This is a genomic window from Arthrobacter sp. 01T419 (assembly GCF_056398865.1).
Genome location: NZ_JBFTQF010000009.1, coordinates 1 through 23,334, shown reverse-complemented (window position 1 = coordinate 23,334; position 23,334 = coordinate 1). Strand labels below are relative to the sequence as shown.

Here is a 23,334-nt window from a genome sequence, read left to right as displayed (position 1 = left end):
CTTCCCAAGGAGAACCAATGCCCCGCCCGTACACCCTGTTCACCGGCCAGTGGGCCGACCTGCCCTTCGAGGAAGTCGCCAAGCTCGCTTCCGGCTGGGGCTACGACGGCCTGGAAATCGCCGTGTCCGGGGACCACCTGGACGCCTGGCGCTGGGACGAACCCGGCTACGTCGAGGACAAACTCGCCATCCTGGACAAATACAACCTCAAGGTTTGGGCCATCTCCAACCACCTCAAGGGCCAGGCCGTGTGCGATGACCCCATCGACTTCCGCCACCAAGCGATCGTCGGCGCCAAGGTCTGGGGCGACGGCGAGCCCGAGGGCGTGCGCCAACGCGCCGCCGAGGAAATGAAGCACACCGCCCGCCTGGCCCGGGCGCTCGGGGTGGATACCGTCGTCGGGTTCACCGGTTCCTCCATCTGGCAGTACGTCGCCATGTTCCCGCCCGTCCCGGAGAAGGTCATCGAGGCCGGCTACCAGGACTTCGCGGACCGCTGGAACCCCATCCTGGACGTCTTCGACGAACACGGGGTTCGTTTCGCCCACGAAGTCCACCCCTCTGAGATCGCCTACGACTACTGGACCACCGTGCGGACCCTGGAAGCGATCGGGCACCGGGAAGCGTTCGGGCTGAACTGGGACCCCTCCCACTTCATGTGGCAAGGCATCGATCCCGTCTCCTTCATCTGGGACTTCAAGGACCGGATCTACCACGTGGACTGCAAGGACACCAAGCTCCGCCCCACCGGCCGGAACACCGTCCTGGGCTCCCACCTGCCCTGGGGCGACCCGCGCAGGGGCTGGGACTTCGTCTCCGCCGGACGCGGCGACGTTCCCTGGGAATCGAGTTTCCGCGCCCTCACCGCCATCGGCTACACCGGACCCATCTCCGTCGAATGGGAAGACGCCGGCATGGACCGCCTCCACGGCGCCCCCGAAGCCCTCGCCGCCCTCAAGAAGTTCGATTTCCCGCCGTCGCAGACCTCCTTCGACGCCGCCTTCAGCCAGGACTGAGGGATGTCCGACGTGAGCAACGACGGATTCGTCCCGCTGTTCGACGGCGTCAGCCTGGCCGGGTGGCACACCGCGCCCCGCATCTACGGCTCCGTGTACCCCGGCGGCCCGAGCGTTCTTGAGCATTTCGACAGCATGGGACTTCAGCGCCCCGCGGAGCCGGAGAAGCATCCTGCCCGCTGGAAGGTCGAGGACGGCGTCCTGATCGGCGAGCAGGATGCTCCCGGGAGTGGCTACGGCGGCTACCTCGTCAGCGATCAAGCGTTCGGGGATTTCGATTTGAAGCTCGAAATGCGCCCCGATTGGCCTGCCGACACCGGCGTCATGATCCGGCGTCAACGGGACAGTTGGGAAGGATTCCAAGTCCTCGTGGACCACCGCCCATCCGGCGGAATCGGAGGCTTCTTCGGCAACGGCCTCGCGAGCTTCTCGGCGGTTCCGTTCGCGATCGATGTCGTCCGCGACGACGACGGCCGGCCCACCGGTCTCAAGGCCGATGACCCGGCCACCTCAGTGGAACCCGTGACGGAAGAGAAGCGTGCCCGCCTGAGCTACGCCGCCGACGTCGACGATTTCCTCAATGTGTGGCGCTGGGACGACTGGAACGAACTCCGCATCCGCTGTGTGGGCGCCATGCCGGTCATCACGACGTGGATCAACGGCCTCAAGATCGCGGAACTGGACACCGCCACGCTGGAATCGCCCAACTACGACCCCGACGCGGTCTTTGATGTGCTCGGCGACAGCGGACATATCGCCCTCGAAGTCCACGACAACGACGCCATGTTCGGCGAAGCCCGCTGGGGCGTCGGAGCGCAATGCAGGTGGCGGCACATCCGGATCAAGGACCTTTCGGCGGACTCCGGGAAGGCGTCGCTGTGATACGCGCGCTTCAACCCGGCCAACGGTGCGAGGTCTGGATCGCTTCTGCGGCAACGGGTGAGTGCGAGCTTGTTTTTGCCACGGATGACATGCTGCTGGAGGCACCCAACTGGACGCTCGACGGCCAGGCCCTCATCCTCAACGGAGATGGTGCGCTGTGGCAGCTGGATCTTTCCGGAGGAGCGATCGAAAAGATAGCCATCACTGGCATTCCGGATCTCAACAATGACCACGTCCTTGCCCCCGACGGCACGGGCATCTTCCTCTCGGCGAATGACGGGCACATCTACAAGGCCGAGCTTCGGGGTAGCGGGGCGGAGCGTCTGACCGCCGAGGACGGAACCTTCCATTTCCTGCATGGCGTCAGTCCAGACGGGCTCGAACTCGCCTATGTGGGGATCGACGGCGGCGATTTCAGCAAGCCAGGCCGCCTCATGACGATGCCTGCGAACGGCGGCGCATCGGCGGTGGTGGACACCGGTCCTGGTCACTGCGACGGGCCCGAGTACTCTCCCGACGGAAAATGGCTCTACTTCAACACCGAGTCATTCACCACGCAGGCCGGGCATGCCCAGATTGCGCGCGTGCGCGTAGACGGCACCGGCCTTGAACGGCTCCTCGACAGCGGGACCGTGGACTGGTTCCCGCATCTCTCGCCAGACGGGCGCTTTGCCAGCTACATCCGTTTCCCCAGCGGAACGGTGGGCCACCCCGCGGACTTGCCTGTCGACGTCGTCGTTGTTTCCACGAGCGACTGGGCGACGCCGCTCCACGCGTGGCCCCTCTTCGGCGGCCAGGGAACCCTCAACGTCAACAGCTGGTCACCCGACTCCGCCCGCTTCGCGTTTGTGGCCTATCCGGCCAACTGATACGAACCCGTCCATCTCCCAGAAGAGGCTCCATGACTGACATTCCCACGGTTGAAGCAATAGAAGCTCTTGAACGACAGGAAGAAGAACTGCTTTTCGACTCGTTCGACCACGCAGACGCTTGGAGGCTCGGCTCCCGGCTCACCGAGATGGCACAGGCGGCCGATCATGCGATCGGCATCGATATCCGGCGCCCCGGGCTCATCCTTTTTCGGGCTGCGCTGCCCGGCATCACACCGGATCAGGAATCGTGGATCGCCCGGAAATCCGCGCTCGTGCTGCGGATGGAAGCAAGCAGCGCACTTGTCGACGCGCGGCTCTCCTCCGCCGGCATCGATGCGTCCGCCGTCGGGTGGCTGGGCGCCGACTATGCGGTGACAGGGGGATCGTTTCCCGTGCGGGTCCGTGGCGTCGGCGTCGTCGCGGCGGTCACGGCTTCGGGCCTTTCATCGCAGGAGGATCATGACCTCATTGTCGAAGGCATCCGCCAGCATCTCGCGGCTGAAACGCGAACTCCTTCGAAAAAATTGTTGAACAATTCCTCCATGTGATGCATCATTGGGTGTAGGCCCCGATTGAGATCGGGATCACAAAATCCGCCCAACGTTCCACGGAGGAACCATGTCCGCGACCACTTCGCCAAGTCCAACACGGCGCAGCAAACCCTCGGCAGGCGCCATCAAAGCCTTCATTGCCAGCGTCACAGGCACCTCCCTGGAGTACTACGACTTCGCCATTTACTCCGTTGCCTCAGCGCTCGTCTTTCCCAAGATCTTCTTCCCGGGCAACGACGAATACACCGGCCTCCTGCTCTCCTTCTCGGCCTTCGCTGTGGGCTACCTTGCCCGGCCGATCGGCGGCGTTGTCTTTGGCCGGCTCGGGGACAAGATCGGACGCAAGAATGTCCTGGTCATCACCCTCGTCCTGATCGGCGCGGCCACGGTCCTCATCGGCGCCTTGCCGGACTACCACACCATCGGCATTGGAGCCACGATCATCTTGGTCCTCCTCCGCCTGATCCAGGGCATCGGCGTAGGCGGCGAATGGGGCGGTGCGGTGCTGTTGTCGAGCGAATACGCCAATCCCAACAAGCGCGGATTCTGGTCGTCCGCCGCCCAGATCGGCCCGCCCGCCGGCAACTTGCTCGCCAACGGCGCACTGGCCGTCCTGGCCGCCGTCATGAGCAACGAAGCGTTCATCGCATGGGGTTGGCGCGTGGCCTTCCTCAGCTCGGCCTTCCTGGTCGCCTTCGGACTGGTCATCCGGCTCAAGCTTGAGGAGACCCCGGTATTCAAGGCCATCGAGGCCACGGGTGAACGTCCCAAGGCTCCCATCAAGGAGGTCCTCACCACCCAGATCCGCCCCCTTCTTGCTGCCGCGCTGTGCCGGATCTGCCCCGACGTCCTGTACTCCTTGTTCACCGTCTTCGTCGCCGTCTACGCCACCAAGGAACTGGGCATGAGCACCGGCAACGTCCTGGGCGCCGTCTTGGTGGGCTCGGCCTTCCAACTGATCCTGATCCCGGCCGCTGGAGCCGTCACGGACCGGTTCAACCGCCGGCTGGTCTACGGCATCACCGCCGCGGCCACCGCGGTGTACATCCCGCTCTTCTTCCTCATGATCCAATCCCGCTCCGTGCTGGTTTTGACCGTGGGTGTCGTGATCGGCCTTGGACTACACGCCTTCATGTACGGCCCTCAAGCCGCCTTCATCACCGAGCAGTTCCCGGCCAGGCTGCGCTACGCCGGCAGTTCCCTGGCGTACACCGTGGCGGGAGTCGTCGGCGGAGCCGTGGCCCCCTTGATCTTTACAGCCCTCTACGCCGCTTCCGGCAACTGGCTCCTCATCGCCGGGTACCTGCTGGCCACGGCAGTCGTGACCATCATTGGCCTCGCATTGGGCAGGGATCCACAGCCGGAAGAGGACCTTCGCCTGCTCCAGCAAGCCCGGGCCTAAGCACCCCCGCGCTCCCGGAGGAGGAACGGTCCGGCCGGCCACCGCCGTCGTAGTCCTTCTTGAAATGCCCCTTAAGATCAGTCTTGAGGGGCATTTCCGCGCCCGCATTTCCGAGAGGACCGCATGAGCCAGACAATCCGTGAAGCAACAGCGGACGACGCCGGACGGCTGGCGAAGCTTGCTGCCGTCACCTTTCCGCTCGCCTGCCCTCCGGACTCCTCGCCCGAGGACATCGCCGCGCACCTCCGCAAAACGCTCAGCGCAGAGAAGTTCACGGAGTACCTCGCCGATCCGGACATCACTATCCTGGCCATCGACGCCGCGGGTGAGCTCCGCGGCTACAGCATGCTCGTCGCCCGGCCCGCAGCGGATACTGACGTTTCTTCGGCGCTGACGCTGGCGCCCTCCACGGAGCTGAGCAAATGCTATGTCCATCCTGAACACCACGGCCTGGGTGCTGCCGCCGAGCTCATGAAGGCCACCTTGGACCACGCCGCAGGCACCGGAGCGGCGGGCGTGTGGCTTGGCGTCAACAGCCAGAATGCCAAGGCCATCCGTTTCTACGAGAAGAGTGGATTCAGGAAGGTCGGGACCAAGTCCTTCCGCCTGGGAAATGCCGTTGAACACGATTTCGTGATGGAGCGGGCGCTGTAGCACGCGCCCAGCGACGCGGAAATGGACCCGCGATGCACAAATTGCCCCACGACACCCGAATTCGCGTAGCGCAATCCTGATTCCGCATCGCACATCATTTTGCGCGTCGCGAGCGGCCCCGCATGAACGCCCTCTGTGACCAGTCCAACAGGCCGTTCCGGGAATGATGCACCTGAATTCCCGGTTGTCGCCATCATGAAGATTGAGATCTGGTCAGACGTCGCTTGCCCGTGGTGCTACATCGGAAAGCGCCGGTTCGAGACGGCGCTCGCCGATTTCCCGCACCGCGACTCGGTAGAGATCCAGTGGCGCAGCTACCAGTTGGACCCGAGCATTCCGGAACACTACGACGGCACGGAGCTCGATTACCTGAGCAAGCGAAAGGGCATGAACCCCGCGCAGGTCAGCCAGATGTTCGACCACGTCGCCTTGCAGGCAAAGGGCGAGGGTCTCAACTACCGTTTCGACGACGTCGTAGTGGCCAATAGCTTCACGGCTCACCGCCTCATCCACCTGGCCGCCGCCCACGGCAAGCAGGACGAAGCCAAGGAACGGCTCCTGAGCGGCCATTTTGAACACGGCGAGGATATCGGAAGCCAGGACTACTTGACCAAGCTCGGCAACGACCTGGGCTTGCCGGAAGGCGAAATCGCGGAGTTGTTCAGCACCGACAGGTACGCGGAGGACGTCCGCGGCGACATCGCCGAAGCCCGGATGCTCGGCGTCACCGGCGTGCCCTTCTTCGTCATCGACCGCAAGTATGGCCTCTCCGGTGCACAACCCTCCGAGGTCTTCACCCAGGCCCTCACCCAGGCGTGGCAGGAAGCCAATCCGTTGGTCGCCGTCGGCAGCTCCGACGCCGAAGCCTGCGGTCCTGACGGCTGCGCGATTTAGGCTCGCCCCACATACACGCAGCTTTGCTGACAGATCACTGTAAAGTGTCTGTATGCCTAGGATTACGGCCGCCAACAATGCGGCGCAACGCGCTGAAACCCGACGCCGGATCCTGACTGCTTTCGGCGAGTTGCTCTTCACCCACGGCCTGCCCGGCTTGACCATGACCGACGTCGCGCGGCATGCCGGCGTCGGCCGGACTGCGGTCTACAACTATTACGCCGACATGGAACAGCTCCTGATCGCGTACGCCCTGGACGAGACCGAACGCTTCCTGGGCGACCTGCGCGAGTCCCTTGCTGCACTGCAGAACCCGGTGGACCGCCTGGCCCTGTACGTTCGCGCCCAAGTGGAAGACCTGAGCCGCCGGCACCTCCCGCCGGGCCCCGCGATGGGGGCCGTCCTCTCCCCCGCTTCCTTTGCGAAATTGGCGGATCACGTGGGCGAACTCAACCTACTGCTCCAAGACATCCTGCGCGACGGAATCTCAGCAGGCTATCTTCCGCCCACCAATGTCTCGCAGCTCGCTAGGCTCATCCACGGAACTCTTTCCTCCAGCGCGGCACGCGGCAATGCAGCGAACGGGGCGGAGCCGGACGAGCTTGAGGAGCGGTTGGTCCAGACGGTGCGGTTCATCCAGTTGGGCGCGGGAGCAAGGTTCGACGACGGCGGCCGTCCCGCGCGCCTAGGGTGACACTCCCGCTGGGGCCGGCGTCACCCGCAGAGCCCGCCGCCCGCGGCCCGCGGCTAAGGCGTCGGCTTCGGTAGCACCGGCAGCTTCGAATTGTCCGCAATCCGTTGGTCTTCGCGGGGACAACTGAGCTTGCCCGGCGTGTTGTCCACGAGTTCGGGCGGGACCAGGGCAGAGAAAGCGGGCGCGAGAATGAGGTCCACGGAGGCATCCGTGCGTTGGTCCTGGAAGTAGTCGGTGCCCGCGATGTTCCGTTGGATGTTGAACGCCGCCGCTTGGCCGCCGGATCCCGAAACAACTACCGCCGACCCGGTGTAGCTAGTGGTGGTGTTGTCAACGCCGGCAACGTTGTATCCGCGCGCTTTCAGCTGGTCAGCCACGCTTTTCGCCAGGCCAGCCTTGCCAGCGGCATTGTAGACATTGACCTTGACCTTGTTGTTGGGCGTGTAGTCGAAGACGGTCGTCGGGCACAGGGTTGTCGGAGCCTTGCTGGCGACGGCCGAGGGGAAGCGGATCACTCCGTTCATGACTGCCCAGGCCCCCACCACCCCGGCAACGATCACCCCCACGAGCAGCACGAGTACGATGCCGTGCAAAAGGCGGCGGCTGAACCATCCCGGATGGTTTTCGGGCCCGGGTGGTTCGGCAAAAGTGGCCCGCAGTTCCGGGCCGGTGACAATGCGATGCCCGTGCAGACGCGTCACGTCGTTTGGACGCCTCCGGGACTTCTTCGGAGCACCATTCTGGGGCACGTCCACCTGCTCTTCCGGGAGTGTCTCGTTAACCATCTATCACCAGCACCCGGGCGTGGATGGCCGTGCGTTGGTGGAGCGCAGTACGGACGGCACGGTGAAGTCCGTCTTCGAGATATAACACACCTTGGTACTGCACCACGTGCGGGAAAAGATCCCCGAAAAAAGTTGAGTCCTCGGCCAACAGTGCTTCCAGGTCAAGCGTCCGCTTGGTGGTGACAAGTTCGTCGAGCCGTACCGGACGTGGCGGCAGCGAGGCCCAGTCCTTGGGCGTGGAAAAACCATGGTCGGGGTACGGGCGTCCCTCGCCCACAGCTTTGAAGATCACTTTGCAAGCCTAAAGAAGTAAGCCGTCCAAGGGAACTTACAGGAAGACTCCCGCCAAGGTTGTGGCCAAATGGTAACCGTAAACGGCCGGTACTCCCACCGTCGGAGCCCGCTGCCGCCGTCGGCCGTCACACCGCTGCCCCCCCGCCGCTGGACTAGCAGAGGCGCGGGACTGACAGAATGGGAGCATGACTGCTCCGATGCCCGGCGCCACTCACCCGGCTACTCCCGCCCTCGCACTCCTCCTCGACGTTGACGGCCCTGTCGCGAGTCCCGTGACGCGGGACGTGAAGCCGGAAATCATCGCCGATCTTGTCAGTTTGGCATCCGCCGGCATCCCCGTCATTTTCAACACCGGCCGTTCCGACGCTTTCATCCGCGAGCAGGTCATGGTGCCCATGATCGCAGCGGGAATGCCCACGGGAACCGTTGTCCACGCCATCTGCGAGAAGGGCGCTGTGTGGTTCAGCTACACCTCGGGCGGCCCGGGACCCATCCATGTGGACCATGACCTCGCTGTTCCGAAGGCCTACGGCGACGACGTCCGCCGCATGGTGGCAGAGGACTACGCGACCCACATGTTCTTCGATGAGACCAAGCGGGCCATGGTGTCCGTGGAACAGCATCTGGACGTCTCAAATGACGACTACCTGGCCGAGCAGAAGCTCTTCGACGCCGACGCTTTGGACCTCATGGGCCGGCACGGGCTCTCCGCCGCGCTCCTTGACCACCACGCACCAGGGTCCGACGACGCCGCTGACTATCGCTTGGATCCCACCATTATCTCCACGGACATCGAGTCCATCCGGCTCGGAAAGGATCTGGGCGCCAGCCGTGCGGTGGAACTCCTCGCCGCCCAGGGAATCACCCCGCAGGCCTGGCGGACGGTGGGCGATTCGCGCACCGATTACGCCATGGCCGATTGGCTCCACCACAATGACCACAGCGTTAAGCACATCGATGTCCGCCCCGCGGACGGTGTGCCCAACAAGCCATACGATGTTCTTACAGCCACAGACCTCGGCCTGGGCGAGGACGTCATTCACGACGACGCCGGCGGCGCATTCCTGCGCAGCTGGCGCGAAGCCTTGGTGGGCTGAGTCCGCTAAGCCCACACTTCACCACAACCTTTCGGAGAAAAGCCATCACAGTCATGGACCAGCAAGCGATTTACTTCGGTAGCCCCGCCTCCGACGACGACGCGGTCGTTCCTGAGCCGACGTCGCCCGCCGTCGAGGCGCGCCTCAAGCACCGCGCCGACGTCGTCCGCCATCGTGGCCGATACAGCTTGCTGAACCAGAACCGCACGCCGCAGCAGGTGATGGTCGAAGACCTCCTTTTCATTCGCGCGGCATTGGACGCGGCGGGACTGGATTTCATCCTGGTCCGCGGCAACGATCACCGGCCCGTGATCGCCGTTGATTGGAAGCTCCGGAAGAAGTTGCGACAGGCTTTGGTCGCCGCTTTCCGGAACGAACCGTTCTACTCCATGACCGTGGATGCCAGGAAGAAATCCACGCTGCTGGTGGCGGACGGCGAGCTTTCCAGCAACCGGAAGGCACGGATCTTCAGGCTCTTCCGTCCACGCGTGGAACCCGGGGGCGGGTTGACCTACGGCCCCTCCCTCGGCGTGCAGCTGGAATTGTGGGAGTTCGACGGCGATCAACTCGTGTTGCCCGTGGAGAACTCGCTGACTCGGCGAACCATGCTGCGCCAGGACGCCGTTCGGGGGACTGTGAATCGCCACGGTCTGAACTGGCCGACCATCGAGAACATGTTCGCGGACCATGCGAGCGACATCGACTTCGACGTCGACATCGTCTTTTCGTGGGTGGACGGCAACGATCCTGCGTATATCGCGGCCCGCCGTCAGCAGATGAAGGACGTCGTCCTAGGCGAGGGCGACGCCCACGAGGCCCGTTTCCGGCAGATCAACGAACTTAAATACGCCCTTCGTTCCGTGTACATGTACGCGCCCTGGATTCGCCGGATCTACATCGCCACGGACTCCCCCGCGCCCGAGTGGCTGGCTGAACACCCGGACGTCCGGATCGTGCGAAGCGAGGAGTTCTTCAAGGACCCCTCAGTGCTGCCCACGCATAACTCGCAAGCCGTGGAATCCCAACTGCACCACATTTCGGACCTGTCCGAGCACTTCCTGTATTCCAACGACGACATGTTCTTCGGCCGCCCCGTAGCACCGGACATGTTCTTCACTCCCGGCGGAATCACCAAGTTCATCGAGGCTTCCACCAGGATTGGACTGGGAGAGAACGACGCCGAACGCAGCGGCTTCGAGAATGCCGCCCGCGTCAACCGGAAGCTCCTTTGGGAGCGGTTCGGCCGCATCACCACGCGCCACTTGGAGCACACCGCCGCTCCGTTGCGCCGCAGCGTGGTCGCAGAGATGGAGCGCGAGTTTCCGGCCGAGTTCGCCAAGACGGCCAGCAGCAGGTTCCGAGCGGCGGACAACATTTCCGTGACCAACTCGTTCTACCACTACTACTCGTTGCTCACGGGCCGGGCGGTGACGCAGACGGCCGCCAAAGTCAGGTATGTGGATACGACCCTGTGGTCCGGGCTCCACTACCTGCCAACCCTGCTGGCGAAACGCAACGTGGACTTCTTCTGCCTCAACGACGGCAGCTTCCCCGAGGTGGCTGCCGATGAACGGGCCGGGCTCGTGACGGACTTCATGGAGAAGTACTTCCCGGTCAAGGCTCCGTGGGAGAAGTAGGCTGCTAGCGCCGGGTCATCTCCGGGCGCTTCGCCTCCACCCGGACGCCGCGTTCGTGGGTTGGTCGCTGGGGAATCCGGACGCCTGCTTCGGCAAGCCGACGCCTGGTGGCTTCCGGGCTGACATAGTCGCCAACGGTCGGTGACTTCCCCAACGGCACCACCGAATGCACAATCGTTTGCTCGTAGACGTGCACCAGGTTGAATGCTTGGGCGCCGTCCCGTCCTCGGGTACCGCCCTGCGGAACGTTAAGGTCCTGCGTGTAGCAGCTCGCGGAAGCCACTGATACGGGGACGCCCGCGAACGTGGCTGTGGTGGAGTAGTGCAAGTGACCGCCCAGGATGGAACGGACATCGGAATTGCGTACGACGTCGGCCAGCGCCGCTTGGCCGCGGAGCTCCACCAGGATGGCGAGGTCAAGGACGCTCGGGACCGGCGGGTGGTGGAGGGCAAGAATGGTGCCGTCCGGGGCAGGTGTTGCGAGCTCCGACGCCAACCAGTCGAGCTGACTCTGGCTTAGTTCACCGTGATGGAAGCCCGGCACGGAAGTATCCAGCGTGATGATCCGCAGCCCGTTGACGAAGTAGCTGTGATCCACCGAGGCGTCATTACCGCTTTGGTCGAACAGGCCCGCACGGAAATTGGCACGGTCGTCGTGGTTTCCCATCGCCCAGATCACGCGTGCGCCCATCTCGTGGCAGGCAGGCTCGACGATTGCCCGGAGTTTGGCGTAGGCTTCCGGCTCGCCTTGATCTGCCAGGTCACCCGTGAAGATCACGGCGTCGGGACGGACCTTTGACGCATGAACTTCAGAAAAGAGTTGTCTGAGATGGGCTTCGCTGTCTACCGCGCCGTAAAGGGGTTCCGACCCTCCCACCAGATGGGAGTCGCTAAGGTGCAGAAGGACGTGTCCTGGCCGAGGATATTCGGCCTCGATGAGCTCCATTACTACCTTCGGGTCGGTAGGAGACGGCGCCTCCAGTGTCTGCCCCAATAAACCCAATCCAACCAGACAAAAGGCTAACGCAGGGTAACTTACGGACGGAATGTTGGAAAATTACTCACGCGCCCCGGCAACCCTCGCTCACCTTTAGGGCGCTTTTCCGTCTGGGGCCGGTCGCGGCACTGTGAACGTGACCGGTGAGCGAGCGACGGCGGTTCCCACCATCCAGGCTTCCCTCAACACCGGAGATACGAGTCCACTGCAGCCAACACAGCCTGCGACGCCTCACGTCCGCCGATAGTCACACGCACGCCCTCGCCGTCGAACGCTCGGACCGAAACGCCGTGGCGCACACAGGCTTGCTCCAATTCCCGCGCCTGCTCCACGGGAATCCACACGAAGTTCCCGCCGCTTTCCGGCACTCGAAAGCCTCGGTTCCGCAGTTCCTCGGCCAGGAATTCCCGCTCCGCCACCACACCCGCGACGGTGTCCCGCAGGACTCCTTCTTCAGACCAGGCTGCAACAGCCCCTGCCTCGGCCACCCTGCTCAGGCCGAACGGCGGCGCCGACCTCCGCAGGTTGCCAACAATTTCCGGGGCCGCTGCCAGGTATCCAACCCGCGCGCCGGCGAGCCCGTAGGCCTTGGAAAAGGTGCGAAGGGCCACCAGATTGGGGAACATTGCCAGCAGGGCTACTTCGTCCTCTTCCGGCTGGGTGAATTCGCGATAAGCCTCATCGAGCACCACCACCACGTTTGCGGGCACCCGATGGAGGAAACGGAGCAGTTCATCGTGCTGGATCACGGTGCCCGTGGGGTTGTTCGGGTTGCAGACAATCACTACTTTCGTGCGCGCTGTGATCGCGTCCGCCATGGCGTCAAGCCGGTGCCGGAGCCCGGCGTCGAGCGCCACCCGAACGCTTGCCGCCCCTGCCACCGTCACCAGAATCGGATATGCCTCGTAGCTGCGCCAGGCATGAACCACTTCGGCGCCGGGCCCGCTGTACGCCGTGAGCAGCTGCTGGAGAAGGGTTAGGGAGCCGGCCCCCACCAGCACTTGCTCGTCCCTCAGCCCCAAGCGCTGCGCGATCGCCGCCACCAGTTCGTCGCCAAAGAGGCTCGGATAGCGGTTCAGACCGACGGTCGCCGCCGCCATGGCGTTCTGGACAGCGGACGACGGCGGCACGGGAGACTCGTTGGAAGACGCCACCCATGTGACGCTGCCCAAGCCTGAGGCCCGGGAATAGCTTGGAAGCGCCGCTATTTCGGGTCGAGGTGCCGGACGCGACGACCTGCCCGAAAGAGTCTGCGAAACCCGCCGGGAAGTACCTGCAGGAGCCAGGACCTTGCCCGGGTTCATCAGGCTGTGCGGGTCCAGAGCTGCCTTAATGGCGGCCATGACGCCCACCCCGGCAGGATGTTCGGCGCGGAGTGAGTCCATTTTGCCTGCACCGATGCCGTGCTCGCCCGTGCAGGTGCCTCCCATCGAGAGGGCTCGGGCCACGAGTCGCTGATTCAGGGCCGAGGCCGCAACCAAGGCATCCTTGTCTCCGGGTTTGAGGACAATGGCCAAGTGGAAATTTCCGTCGCCGGCATGTCCGGCAATCGGAGCCATGAGTCCCGAGGCGACAATGTCCTGCTTGGTGGCGGCAATGCATTCGGCCAGCCGTGAAATGGGTACGCATACATCCGTCGACCAGGTGTGCGCACCGTCCACGAGGGCCTGGCAGGCCGGGAGGACATCGTGCCGGGCCTGCCACAGACGCTGGCGGTCGGTCTCCTCCGTGGCGAACTCGAAGCCACTTCCACCGTGCCTGACGGCGATGGCCTGGATTTGGCCCGTCTGCTCCTCCACTGCGCGCGAGGTCCCGTGGAACTCGAACAGCAAGCTGGCGGTTCCCGGCAATTCGAGCGCGGAGTACGCGTTGACGGCGGCGATGGTGGTGTCATCCAGCAACTCCACGCGAGCCAACGGAATCCCTTTTTGAATGGCCTCCTGCACCACCAGGCAAGCCGCTTCGAGCGAAGGGAATCCGCACACGGCGGCCGAGACCGCTTGCGGTTGACCGTAGACGCGGAGCGTCACCTCGGTAATGATCCCCAGTGTGCCCTCCGCGCCGACGAAAAGATGCGTGAGGTCGTAACCGGCCGCGGATTTCCTCGCCCGGCCGCCCGTGCGCACAATTTCGCCGCTGGCAAGAACCACGGTCAGGCCGAGGACACTTTCCCGCATGGTCCCATAGCGGACGGCCGTGGTGCCGCTGGCCCGCGTGGAACACATGCCACCGACGCTCGCGTCCACGCCGGGGCCCACCGGGAAGAACAAGCCGTGCGGATCCAGTTCCGCGTTGAGGGCACTCTTCATCACTCCGGCCTGGACCGTGACATCCAGATCCGCCGGGCTGAGCCGCAGGATGCCGGTCATTCCGGAAAGATCGATCGTGACCACCCCGGCCCGGGCGTTGGCACCTCCTTCGAGGCCCGTTCCGGCCCCGATCGGAACCACGGCCACCCCGTGGGCGGCACAGATCCGCACCGCCGTCGCAACATCTTCCGTGGAGGACGGACGCACAACGGCGGCCGGCGGCCCGGACGGAAGGTGCGAGCGGTCATGTGAACGGGCTGCGCGGGCAGCGGGATCGACGGCGACCTTGCCGCCCAACGCCAGCTGGAGTTCGACGACGACGGCGAGGACCGCCGTCGGGCACTCCACATCACTGCCCTCCAGCGATGCACCTAACTGCGCCGGAATGCTCATGCAAGGACCTTGGACAAGAACGCCTGGGTGCGCGGCTCGCGCGGGTCCTCAAGGACCTGGTGCGGATCGCCGCTTTCCACGAGCTGTCCGTCGGCCATGAAGTGAACCACGTTGCCAACTTCCTTGGCGAAACCCATCTCATGGGTGACCACAATCATCGTCATACCGGAGTCCGCCAGCGAGCGCATCACGTCCAGCACCTCACCCACGAGCTCGGGATCCAAGGCCGAGGTCGGCTCGTCAAAAAGCATGACCGAGGGTTTGAGCGCGAGCGAGCGCGCGATCGCCACGCGCTGCTGCTGGCCGCCCGAGAGCTGGCCCGGGTAGTGGTCCGCTTTGTCGGCCAGCCCCACGCGCGCCAACAACTGCCGGCCTTCCTCGACGGCCTGCTCCTTGGGGATGCGCTGGACCACTGTGGGACCCTCGATCACGTTTTCCAGCGCAGTGCGGTGTGGAAAGAGGTTGAACTGCTGGAAGACCATGCCGATGGATGCGCGTTGCTTCGCGGTCTCGTGCTCCTTGAGTTCGTGGAGCTTGTTGCCGGAGCGCCGGTACCCGATGCGTTCACCCTGGACCCAAAGCTGGCCGCCGTCGATCTTTTCCAAGTGGTTCATGCACCGAAGGAAGGTGCTCTTTCCCGAGCCCGACGGCCCCAGCAGGCATGCGACCTCGCCCGCATTGATATCCAGGCTGATGCCTTTGAGGACCTCCAGATGTCCGAAGGACTTGCGGATGTCGCGGGCCCGAACGATTGGTTCCTTCACTTGACCTTCTCCAGTTCTTCTGCGGGACCGTTTGGGATCGCCAAAGAGGCGCTCGACGCCGGCGGGAGACCGTTCTTCAAGCGGGCGTTGGCTGCGGCCCCCGGGAGTGATTTGGCGGCTTTCATTGGCGTGAAGCCCCGTTCGAAATGCCGTTCCACGTAGTACTGGCCCACGGACAGGACCGCTGTGACGGCCAAGTACCAAAGGGCCGCCACGATCAGCAGCGGAATGGTCTGGAACGTGCGCGAGTAGATGATCGAAACCGACGTCAAGAGCTCGCTGTAGCCGATGACGATCACCAGGGAGGTGTACTTGAGCATGCCGATGGTCTCATTGCCGGTGGGCGGGATGATGACGCGCATGGCCTGCGGGAGGATCACGCGGCGCATCGTCTGCAGCCTCGTCATTCCCATGGCTTTGGCTGCCTCGGTCTGGCCCGCCGGGATAGCCCGGATGCCGGAGCGGACAATCTCGCCCATGTACGCGCCTTCGTTAAGGCTCAGGCCCAGGATGGCCGCGGTGAACGGGGAGATCAGCGTGTTGGTGGAGATCTCGAAGAAACTGGGGCCGAATGGAACGCCGAGCACCAGCTTCGGTATGAGCGCGGCCATGAAGAACCAGAACAGGAGCTGGACCATGAGCGGGGTGCCACGGAAGAACCAGGAGTAAGCCCACGCAGCGGAGGAGAGGATGGGATTCGGGGACAGGCGGCACACGGCCACAGCGATTCCCAGGACGATGCCGATGGCCATCGAAACGGCGGTCAGCATCAAAGTATTGCCCAATCCGGCGAGCACCGGAGCGGCAAACAGGTATTCTCCCACCGTGCCCCACTGGAATCGCTGATTGGTGACCATGCCGTAGGCCATGAGTGCTACGGCAAGGAGCACCACTCCGGCCATGACCCAGCGCCCTCGGTAGCGGGCCGGGACAATCGAGAGATTCTGCTCCTCTTCCGTTGCCGTGTACAGGGTCACTTGGTAGCTCCGTTGACGGTGAATTTCTCGATGACGTGGTCATCCATTTTGTACTTGGTCAGGATGGCCTTGTAGGTACCGTCTGCCTTGATCTGCTCCATGGCCTTCTGCACCACGTTGGTCAGGTCGGTGCTCTCCTTGGGGAACACGATGCCGAAGAATCCCTGCTGGTACGGCTTACCCATCACCAAGTCGCCGTTGCTTTCGGCGGCGACTACGGAACCTGACGTCGTATCAAGCAAGAAGGCGTCCACCCGTCCACTCTGCAGCGCCAGGACTGCCTGGTTCTGCCCGGCATAGATCGTGATGGCGAGCTGGTCCTTCCCCGCGGCCTGGCATTTGCTGGACTGGTCCGCGGCATCAGCGTCTTCGGTGGTGCCCTTGACGATGCCCACCTTTGCGCCGCACAGATCGTCGAGCGACTTCACGTTGCGCGGGTTGGCCTTGGTGGTCATGATGCCCGCACCCGCCGAGAAGTAGTCCAGGAAGCTGACCTGCTTCTGCCGTTGGGGAGTGTCCGACATCGCGGACATACCCATGTCATAGCGGCCCGATGCCAGGCCCGGGATGATCGCATCGAAAGCGATGTTGTCGAAGGCGAGCGTAACGCCGAGCTTCTTCTCGATGGCGTCCGCGAGCTCACGGTCAATCCCGACGATGGTCTTTCCGTCCTTGTCGATGGACTCGAACGGAGGGTACTCGACGTTGCTGGCCACCTTGATGGTGCCCGCGCTTTGGACCTCTTTGGGCAACTGGCTGAAGAGCGGCGCCTTTGCCGCATTTGCCGCCGCGCTTGCGTCGCCACCCGCACTCGCCGAGCCGCCACAAGCGGTCAGCCCGACGACGGCGGCGAGTGCAATGGCCGCGAGGGCCGGCTTGCGGAGGGAGAATTCGGAAATACTCAATGTGTGCTCCTTGGGTTATTACGGCTTCATGCGAACCACGGGACAACTGCTACCGGGATGGAAATTCAGAATGAATCTGCGCGATCTTGGTTCAGCATAGAGATGAATGAGACGCATCACAATAGCCATTCAAGGCGAATTCAAAAAGTATTCTTAAATGACAAATGCCAGGTCCGAAGAGCATCGGATCCGGCATTTGAAAATGGGCAAGCCACATCGCAAAACGTTGAAATTCCCGTTCCGCCGCGGGCACACGGCTCCACACAGGAGAGCGAATGCGGCCCTACATACCCCCGCAAACAAAGGGAAAATCGCGTTTGCCCCGGTCTAGAGTTCCAGCACCAACCTCTCCCCGCGGCAGCGTGAAACGCAAATCATCATTGTTTCATTTGACGCACGTTCTTCGTCACTGAGAATTTCATCGCGATGATCGGGAATTCCGTCCAGCACTACCGTTTCACACGTCCCACACGTTCCTTTTCGGCAGGAATTCAACGCGGGAACTCCTGATCGCTGGAGGGCATCGAGAATTGTTTCATTTTCCGCAACATCGATCTCCATTCCGTCGGCTGTTTCCACGACGAAAGGCGAGTTATCGCCGGAAGCGTTCCGGCTTTCCTGCCCGGAACCGCTTGGTGCGGCGCTGCCTGGAACGGCGCCGCTTGGGCGGGTTCCGGCGTCGGGCTCGCTTTGACCGAAGTCCTCAAAGAGCAACTGCGGAACCACACCAGCCTCGTGGGCCAAGCGGAGCTCGCTGAGCAACCGCGGCGGACCGCAAGCGTAGACCGTCGAGTCCGCGGCGAGTCCTTCGCTGCGAAGGTACCCGGCCAAGTCCAGGGCGCCGGATCCCTCTTTGGCATGGATCCTGGTTCTGTGCCCAACCGGGTCAAGTCCGGCGATCTCGTCCAGGAAAGCCATGGAACGGAGATTGGACCCCAGATACAAGAGGCGCCAAGGCTCCCCTGCCCGGATCGCTGCTCGGATCATCGGCAGCAGGGGCGTGATTCCGATCCCGCCGGCGATGAAAAGCTTCTCCCCGGAGCCCGCCGTGCCACGGAAATTGTTCTTGGGGCCCCGAACATCGAGGACGTCCCCGGCCCGCAACACCTCATGGACAAAACTCGAACCGCCCCGGCTGGTTTGCTCACGCAACACTGCGATGCGCCACGTGGACCGATCCGCAGGTTCGGAGCACAGCGAGTACTGGCGCAGCATTCCGTTGGAAAACAGCACGTCGACATGGGCACCAGGCTCCCATACCGGTAGCGCACCGCCGTCGGGATCCTTGAGAATCACCGAAACGACACCGTCCGCCTCCGTGCGGAGCTCGCTGGCCACTAGCTGGAAAAAGCCCTTTGCGGCGAGCGTCGCAGTGCCCGGCTTGGCGGCGTCAGTGGCCTGGAGCGTCATCGCGGCCTCCGCCGATCGCGGCATTCACAGCGGCCACGACGGCGCCATCGTGAACGAGTTCCCCGGCTTTGCGTAGCCTCGGATACAGGACAACGTCCTGCTTGATGTAGTCGATCGCCCGGCCGTCGGCTGCGGCGGTGGAACGCAGCAGCGCCAGTGCTGCCAGGCTCGCTGCTCCGGGTTTGGCGCCTGCCGTGGCGGACATGCCCATCCGTAGTTCCAACGCCTGGGCTGCCATCAACAACTCCACAGCCACCACGGACTCGATGTTGGCGACAATCTGGCGCGCGTGCCGGCCAGCGTTGTTGGCCATGGACACGTGATCTTCCTGATTGGCGCACGTCGGGATGGAGTCCACGCTGTCCGGGTGCGCGAGGGTCTTGCAGTCGGACACCAAGGCAGCGGCAAGGTATTGGGGCAGCATGTAGCCGCAGTCCATCCCGATCTGCTCACTGGCAACAAGCATGTCCGGAAGGCCCCGGTTAAGCGTGCCGTCGTCGAGCCTGAAGAGCCGGCGCTCGGTGATGTTGCCGATTTCGGTGACCACGATCGAGATGAAGTCTGCCGCGAACGCGACGTACTCGGCGTGGAAGTTGCCGCCCGAGACCGCTTTGAGGGTGCGAGTGGAAGGAAGCGAAGGGAAGATCAGGGGGTTGTCCGTGGCGGCATTGATTTCGTTATCGATGATGCCTGCGGTGAATTCCAAGGTGTCCTTGACCGGACCGAAAACCTGCGGAATACAGCGCAGCGAGTATGCGTCCTGCGGCGGCTGGCGCACGGGGTCCCGTCCGGCGTCGCCATCTACCAACCCGCTGCCCGAGAGGAGCTCGCGCAACCGCGCGGCCACCTCGATCTGGCCGAGCTGGCCGCGGGCCTGATGGAGCTCGTCGATGAAGGCATCTCCGAAGCCCAGGAGTGCCTCGATGGTCATGGCCGCGGTGATCTGGGCGGTTTCGAGGAGGTTTTGGGCGTCGTACAGGGCCAACGCAGCCTGGGCACAAGAGAACGAGGTGCCGTTCAAAAGGGCAAGGCCGTCCTTGGCACCCAACGGCAGCCGCTCGATTCCCGCATGGGCCATGGCCGCGATCCCGGACACCACAGCACCGTCCACGAAGGCCTCGCCGGAGTCGAGCTCCTCGTCCTCGCCGGTGTGGGAGCGCGACATGACAATCGCCACGTGGGCCAGCGGAATAAGGTCGCCCGAAGCTCCCAGCGAACCGTATTCCGGGATAGCCGGGTACACGCCGCGGTTGAGCATCTCGGCGAGGGTCTTCACGATGTCCGCCCGTACGCCGGAGTAGCCCTGTGTCAGGCTGACGATCCGGATGAACATGGTGGCCCGCACCACTTCTTCGTCCACGTAGCGGCCAACCCCGGCAGCGTTGGAGAGGACCAGGCGCCGGGAGAGCTCGGCGGCGTCGGACGGCTCGTCGAAGGCCTTGCGGCCAGCGAGGGAACCAAAACCGGTGTTGATGCTGTAGATCGGCGCCGTTTCCTTTCCGGCCCGCATGTCATCCATGACGCCGTCCAGCCAGTCCTGACTGGGCTTCATCCGCGCCAAGGCTTGCTCGTCCACCACCACGGGACGCCGGTGGCGCGCAACCTGGATCAGATCCTGCAGGGTTGCACGGTGCGTCCCCAGGACCACTGGTGCTGTGTCAAGCAGAGTTTCGAGCGTCATCGCTTACCTCTCGGGTTGTTCTGCGGCTTGCGAGGGAACCAAGCGACGCCGCCAGGTTCTCCGCTGCCTCGTTCATTGTCTTCAAAGTCGAATTCAGCCAGGCGCGGGAACCGCAGCGGTTCTCCGGGCCGGCCACGTTGAGCGCGCATACCGCCTCGCCGTCCAGCATCACCGGTACGGCCACCGAGACTGCACCCGGATCCAGCTCGCCTCGGGAGACTGCCCAGCCGGAAGATCGGATCTGCGCCAGGCTGAGCAGAATCTGCTCAGCGGAAGGTGAGTTTTCAGTGAAGCGCGGAAGGTCGCCGTCGAGCACTTGGCGTACGACGTCGGACGGCGCCCAAGCGAGCAGCGTCCGGGGGCCTGCGCCAGCCGTTAGGGGCAGGAGCTCATTGACGGCGAACGTGTACTTGAAGGCCTTGTCCGGTTCCGCTCGGCGCAGGCACATGGCCTGCGTTCCCACCCGGATCACCATCACGGCCGTTTCCCCCACGGCATCAACGATGCTTTTTAGCACAGCCGTGCCAACTTCCGCGAGATGGCTCTGCGTCAGGTGCCGTCCGGTCAAGGCCAACAGCGCGTGACCCGGCCGATAGATTCCCGCGTCCTCCTGGACGAATCCACGTTCGCGAAGCTGGCGAAAATAGCGATAGGTGGTACTGACGGGAATGCCCAGCTTGAGGGCCACACCCTCCACGGTGGCGTCTCCGCTGTCCGCGATTTCCGCGAGGATCATGAGGCCGCGTTCAAATGAAGTGTGGGTTGCCACGGTATGCCTCCTTCCTGGATCGGTCACCCTGTGTCGCCGGTCATGAACTGATCGTGCAGGGCGGCAAAGCATTGCGACAAACCAGATTCCCACAGAGTGAGAATCATGTTTAACCGTTGCTCTTTGAGACCGATACTTTGATGCCACGAATCCGCTTGTCCGGTCCCTTGCAGGGGTTGGCCCGCAGATTGGATCTCAGCAAAAATCGACGGTAATGAGGCCCACGATGTCACTACGCACTCCCCCGCAAGCCATTCCCGTACTCTCTGGTCTGCACGATGATCCGTACACGGACGAAAACCTCACCAACCCGTATCCCCTGTTCGAACGCATGCGGGCGGCCGGACCGGCAGTGTGGCTTGAGAAGTACGGGGTCCTGGCCTTCGCCGGTTTCGAGGAGTGCAAGGAGATTCTGGAGGACTACCGTACGTTCATCTCGAGTGCGGGTGTGGGTCCCAAGAACCTGCACCACGAGCCCGCCTGGCGTCCCCAAGGCATCCTGGAATCGGATCCCCCTGTCCACGGGCCCATGCGCGCAGCAATGGCAGGTGTCATTTCTCCGCGTGGAGTGCGCTCCCTGAGGGCCAGGTTTGAAGAGTTCGCCGACGAGCTGGTGGACAGCCTCATCGAGCGGGAAACGTTCGACGGCGTCACCGACCTCGCCGAGTTGTTTCCCATCCGTGTCTTCGGCGACGCCGTCGGGATCCCGCGGGAAGGCCGCGAAGCCAATCTGCTGCCGCACGGAGCAATGAACTTCAGTTCCTTCGGGCCCGACGACGAACGGTCCCGCGAGTTCTTCGAAAAAGGCGAACCCACCCACAAGTGGGTTATGGACAACTGCGCCCGGGAAAACCTCTCCCCGGATGGCATGGGAGCCCAGATCTGGGAATTCGCCGATCGCGGCGAGATCACTCCCGAACAGGCCGCCCTGCTAGTACGGGCCATGCTCTCCGCAGGCTTGGATACCACGGTGTTCTCGATCGGGAACACTTTGCAGGCTTTGGCGGCACACCCGGAACAGTGGGCCAGCCTGCACGCGAATCCGCGGCTGGCAAAGTTCGCCATTGACGAAGCCCTCCGGTACGAATCGCCGTTCCAGTCCTTCTTCCGGACCGTCGCAACGGACACCGTATTCCGGGGAATCTCGCTGCCGGCCGGAGCCAAGGTGCTGCTGTTCATGGGCTCTGCCAATCGGGATGCCGCGCACTGGGGAGCCACGGCCGACGAGTTCACGATCGACCGGAACGCCGGCGGCCACCTCGCCTTCGGCATGGGCATCCATCAATGCGTGGGCCAGCCGATTTCCCGGCTTGAGATGGACGTGCTCTTCACGGCCATGGCCAAGCGGATCAAAGGCATTGAGCTAGTGGGCGAGCCCTTGCCATACCTGCACAACACCCTCCGAGGATGGCGTTCCCTCCCGCTGCGCATCACGGCCGCGTAGATCCGCCGGCGATCCTCCTTCACTTATGCAGCATTTTTCCCGAACGCTCCTTCACTTTTGCGGCAATATTCACAAACGCTCCTTCACCTCCTGCACCTATCGCCGACAAAGGTGAGCGAGCGTTCGCCCAAAAGGCACTTAAGGTGAGCGAGCGTCTGGGGACTAACGCCCGACGGCGGGCTGCCGCACCGAAGTGCCCCAGCCCGCCGTCGTTCCAGGTTCCGTGCGCAGCGTGGTCAGGTCTCCTACCGACGGCGCCTACTGGGCGATGATGTCTCGGAATGAGACCACGCGGGCAAAACCGTCGCCAAGGGCTGCGACGAAGGCAGCGTGAACCATCTCGCCCGGGACGCTGACCCCGCCGAATTCAAGATCCGGGGCGGCGCAGGCGTCATGGACCAGAGCAACATCGAACCCCTGTTCCGAGGCCGCCCGCACACTTGAATCCACGCACATGCTTGTCATCATTCCGGCCACCACCAAATCAGTCGCTTCAAGCCTCGTGAGCACATCGCAAAGTTCAGTGCCAACAAAGGCATTTGGCGAAGCCTTGACGATCACAACTTCTCCCGGGAGCGGCTTCACCGCTTTGTGGATCTCGACACCGGCGGTTCCCGGTCGCATGAAACTAGCCTCCGGCTCGTCCCACACATGCTGAACATGCACCACCGGCTCGCCACCACGGCGGAAGGCATCAACAACAGACGCGGCAGCAGCAACCGCCGCGTCTGAGCCGACAAGCGGGTATGCGCCCCCGGGGGGACTGTCCGATAAACGGTGTGTGGATCCGGCCGGTTTCATTAGTGAGTGGTTCTTTCGAACCGGCCGGCGAAGGTGATCGCGAACGCGTTCAGCGCAGGCTTCCACCTCATCATCCAGCGTGCCCGACCGCCGCCGGTCGGATCAA

22 protein-coding genes are annotated in these 23,334 nt (G+C 63.6%); 11 read left to right on the top strand and 11 right to left on the bottom strand.

The genetic code is table 11. From position 1 onward, the window contains the following. Positions 1-17: 17 nt before the first annotated feature. From AC1DLO_RS14120 to AC1DLO_RS14085, 8 genes are all read left to right on the top strand, one after another. Positions 18-1,016: a sugar phosphate isomerase/epimerase family protein gene (locus tag AC1DLO_RS14120; protein ID WP_476891213.1), complete on the top strand. Its 999-nt coding sequence runs from the start codon at positions 18-20 to the stop codon at positions 1,014-1,016. Positions 1,017-1,028: 12 nt separating this feature from the next. Next, complete coding sequence (locus AC1DLO_RS14115; RefSeq protein ID WP_476914502.1) at positions 1,029-1,898, top strand: 3-keto-disaccharide hydrolase; 870 nt, start codon at positions 1,029-1,031, stop codon at positions 1,896-1,898. Further along, entirely contained in the window at positions 1,895-2,767 is an 873-nt protein-coding gene (locus AC1DLO_RS14110) for a TolB family protein (RefSeq protein WP_476891211.1), read from the top strand. The genes AC1DLO_RS14115 and AC1DLO_RS14110 overlap by 4 nt, the downstream gene beginning before the upstream one ends. Before the next feature lie 32 nt (positions 2,768-2,799). Beyond that, a complete protein-coding gene (locus AC1DLO_RS14105) occupies positions 2,800-3,318 on the top strand; it encodes a heme-degrading domain-containing protein (RefSeq protein ID WP_476891210.1) in 519 nt (172 codons plus the stop codon). Between the two features lie 70 nt (positions 3,319-3,388). Then, on the top strand, positions 3,389-4,723 hold the full coding sequence (locus tag AC1DLO_RS14100; RefSeq protein ID WP_476891209.1) for an MFS transporter: 1,335 nt from the start codon (positions 3,389-3,391) through the stop codon (positions 4,721-4,723). Positions 4,724-4,846: 123 nt separating this feature from the next. After that, positions 4,847-5,377, top strand: a complete 531-nt coding sequence (locus AC1DLO_RS14095) for a GNAT family N-acetyltransferase (protein WP_476891208.1) — start codon at positions 4,847-4,849, stop codon at positions 5,375-5,377. Between the two features lie 195 nt (positions 5,378-5,572). After that, entirely contained in the window at positions 5,573-6,271 is a 699-nt protein-coding gene (locus AC1DLO_RS14090; protein ID WP_476891259.1) for a DsbA family oxidoreductase, read from the top strand. A gap of 52 nt (positions 6,272-6,323) precedes the next feature. Continuing rightward, positions 6,324-6,965 (top strand): TetR/AcrR family transcriptional regulator, encoded by a 642-nt coding sequence (locus AC1DLO_RS14085; protein ID WP_476891207.1) that lies wholly within the window; start codon positions 6,324-6,326, stop codon positions 6,963-6,965. Between the two features lie 53 nt (positions 6,966-7,018). Here the strand turns inward: AC1DLO_RS14085 and AC1DLO_RS14080 are convergent, their stop codons facing one another. Together AC1DLO_RS14080 and AC1DLO_RS14075 are read right to left on the bottom strand one after the other, a co-directional pair. Then, positions 7,019-7,666, bottom strand: a complete 648-nt coding sequence (locus AC1DLO_RS14080) for a LytR C-terminal domain-containing protein (RefSeq protein ID WP_311770646.1) — start codon at positions 7,664-7,666, stop codon at positions 7,019-7,021. Positions 7,667-7,742: 76 nt separating this feature from the next. Next, positions 7,743-8,042: a type II toxin-antitoxin system VapB family antitoxin gene (locus AC1DLO_RS14075; RefSeq protein ID WP_184741705.1), complete on the bottom strand. Its 300-nt coding sequence runs from the start codon at positions 8,040-8,042 to the stop codon at positions 7,743-7,745. Between the two features lie 187 nt (positions 8,043-8,229). Here AC1DLO_RS14075 and AC1DLO_RS14070 point away from each other — a divergent pair, with 187 nt between their 5' ends. Together AC1DLO_RS14070 and AC1DLO_RS14065 are read left to right on the top strand one after the other, a co-directional pair. Further along, complete coding sequence (locus tag AC1DLO_RS14070; protein WP_476891206.1) at positions 8,230-9,141, top strand: Cof-type HAD-IIB family hydrolase; 912 nt, start codon at positions 8,230-8,232, stop codon at positions 9,139-9,141. Positions 9,142-9,194: 53 nt separating this feature from the next. Beyond that, entirely contained in the window at positions 9,195-10,778 is a 1,584-nt protein-coding gene (locus AC1DLO_RS14065) for a stealth family protein (RefSeq protein ID WP_476891205.1), read from the top strand. A gap of 4 nt (positions 10,779-10,782) precedes the next feature. Here AC1DLO_RS14065 and AC1DLO_RS14060 read toward each other — a convergent pair whose 3' ends face one another. The 8 genes from AC1DLO_RS14060 to AC1DLO_RS14025 all read right to left on the bottom strand — a co-directional run bounded on the left by AC1DLO_RS14060 (position 10,783) and on the right by AC1DLO_RS14025 (position 20,983). Continuing rightward, entirely contained in the window at positions 10,783-11,724 is a 942-nt protein-coding gene (locus tag AC1DLO_RS14060) for a phosphodiesterase (protein WP_476891204.1), read from the bottom strand. Between the two features lie 233 nt (positions 11,725-11,957). Further along, positions 11,958-14,477, bottom strand: a complete 2,520-nt coding sequence (locus AC1DLO_RS14055; protein WP_476891203.1) for a histidinol-phosphate transaminase — start codon at positions 14,475-14,477, stop codon at positions 11,958-11,960. Continuing rightward, positions 14,474-15,241, bottom strand: a complete 768-nt coding sequence (locus tag AC1DLO_RS14050) for an amino acid ABC transporter ATP-binding protein (protein WP_269996046.1) — start codon at positions 15,239-15,241, stop codon at positions 14,474-14,476. The genes AC1DLO_RS14055 and AC1DLO_RS14050 overlap by 4 nt, the downstream gene beginning before the upstream one ends. Continuing rightward, positions 15,238-16,218, bottom strand: a complete 981-nt coding sequence (locus AC1DLO_RS14045; RefSeq protein ID WP_476891202.1) for an amino acid ABC transporter permease — start codon at positions 16,216-16,218, stop codon at positions 15,238-15,240. Before AC1DLO_RS14045 ends, AC1DLO_RS14050 begins: the two co-directional genes overlap by 4 nt. Further along, a complete protein-coding gene (locus tag AC1DLO_RS14040; RefSeq protein WP_476891201.1) occupies positions 16,215-17,123 on the bottom strand; it encodes an ABC transporter substrate-binding protein in 909 nt (302 codons plus the stop codon). Before AC1DLO_RS14040 ends, AC1DLO_RS14045 begins: the two co-directional genes overlap by 4 nt. A 327-nt stretch (positions 17,124-17,450) precedes the next feature. Continuing rightward, a complete protein-coding gene (locus AC1DLO_RS14035; RefSeq protein WP_476891200.1) occupies positions 17,451-18,533 on the bottom strand; it encodes a PDR/VanB family oxidoreductase in 1,083 nt (360 codons plus the stop codon). Beyond that, entirely contained in the window at positions 18,514-20,214 is a 1,701-nt protein-coding gene (locus tag AC1DLO_RS14030) for an HAL/PAL/TAL family ammonia-lyase (protein WP_476891199.1), read from the bottom strand. The genes AC1DLO_RS14035 and AC1DLO_RS14030 overlap by 20 nt, the downstream gene beginning before the upstream one ends. Next, a complete protein-coding gene (locus tag AC1DLO_RS14025; RefSeq protein WP_476891198.1) occupies positions 20,192-20,983 on the bottom strand; it encodes an IclR family transcriptional regulator in 792 nt (263 codons plus the stop codon). Before AC1DLO_RS14025 ends, AC1DLO_RS14030 begins: the two co-directional genes overlap by 23 nt. A 226-nt stretch (positions 20,984-21,209) precedes the next feature. Here AC1DLO_RS14025 and AC1DLO_RS14020 point away from each other — a divergent pair, with 226 nt between their 5' ends. Beyond that, positions 21,210-22,427, top strand: coding sequence for a cytochrome P450 (locus AC1DLO_RS14020; RefSeq protein WP_476891197.1), 1,218 nt, complete (start codon positions 21,210-21,212; stop codon positions 22,425-22,427). A 258-nt stretch (positions 22,428-22,685) separates the two neighbouring features. Here the strand turns inward: AC1DLO_RS14020 and AC1DLO_RS14015 are convergent, their stop codons facing one another. Continuing rightward, positions 22,686-23,228 carry an isochorismatase family protein gene (locus AC1DLO_RS14015; RefSeq protein WP_476891196.1) on the bottom strand — a complete coding sequence of 181 codons (543 nt, stop codon included), beginning with the start codon at positions 23,226-23,228 and terminating at the stop codon, positions 22,686-22,688. Positions 23,229-23,334: the final 106 nt, after the last annotated feature.

Excerpts from the sequence above, each read along its gene's own strand:
- AC1DLO_RS14065 (WP_476891205.1), top strand. The coding sequence starts at position 9,195 with ATGGACCAGCAAGCGATTTACTTCGGTAGCCCCGCCTCCGACGACGAC.
- AC1DLO_RS14120 (WP_476891213.1), top strand. The coding sequence starts at position 18 with ATGCCCCGCCCGTACACCCTGTTCACCGGCCAGTGGGCCGACCTGCCC.
- AC1DLO_RS14100 (WP_476891209.1), top strand. The coding sequence starts at position 3,389 with ATGTCCGCGACCACTTCGCCAAGTCCAACACGGCGCAGCAAACCCTCG.
- AC1DLO_RS14085 (WP_476891207.1), top strand. The coding sequence starts at position 6,324 with ATGCCTAGGATTACGGCCGCCAACAATGCGGCGCAACGCGCTGAAACC.
- AC1DLO_RS14090 (WP_476891259.1), top strand. The coding sequence starts at position 5,573 with ATGAAGATTGAGATCTGGTCAGACGTCGCTTGCCCGTGGTGCTACATC.
- AC1DLO_RS14095 (WP_476891208.1), top strand. The coding sequence starts at position 4,847 with ATGAGCCAGACAATCCGTGAAGCAACAGCGGACGACGCCGGACGGCTG.
- AC1DLO_RS14015 (WP_476891196.1), bottom strand. The coding sequence starts at position 23,228 with ATGAAACCGGCCGGATCCACACACCGTTTATCGGACAGTCCCCCCGGG.
- AC1DLO_RS14030 (WP_476891199.1), bottom strand. The coding sequence starts at position 20,214 with ATGACGCTCGAAACTCTGCTTGACACAGCACCAGTGGTCCTGGGGACG.
- AC1DLO_RS14055 (WP_476891203.1), bottom strand. The coding sequence starts at position 14,477 with ATGAGCATTCCGGCGCAGTTAGGTGCATCGCTGGAGGGCAGTGATGTG.
- AC1DLO_RS14035 (WP_476891200.1), bottom strand. The coding sequence starts at position 18,533 with ATGACGCTCCAGGCCACTGACGCCGCCAAGCCGGGCACTGCGACGCTC.
- AC1DLO_RS14020 (WP_476891197.1), top strand. The coding sequence starts at position 21,210 with ATGTCACTACGCACTCCCCCGCAAGCCATTCCCGTACTCTCTGGTCTG.
- AC1DLO_RS14105 (WP_476891210.1), top strand. The coding sequence starts at position 2,800 with ATGACTGACATTCCCACGGTTGAAGCAATAGAAGCTCTTGAACGACAG.
- AC1DLO_RS14070 (WP_476891206.1), top strand. The coding sequence starts at position 8,230 with ATGACTGCTCCGATGCCCGGCGCCACTCACCCGGCTACTCCCGCCCTC.
- AC1DLO_RS14060 (WP_476891204.1), bottom strand. The coding sequence starts at position 11,724 with ATGGAGCTCATCGAGGCCGAATATCCTCGGCCAGGACACGTCCTTCTG.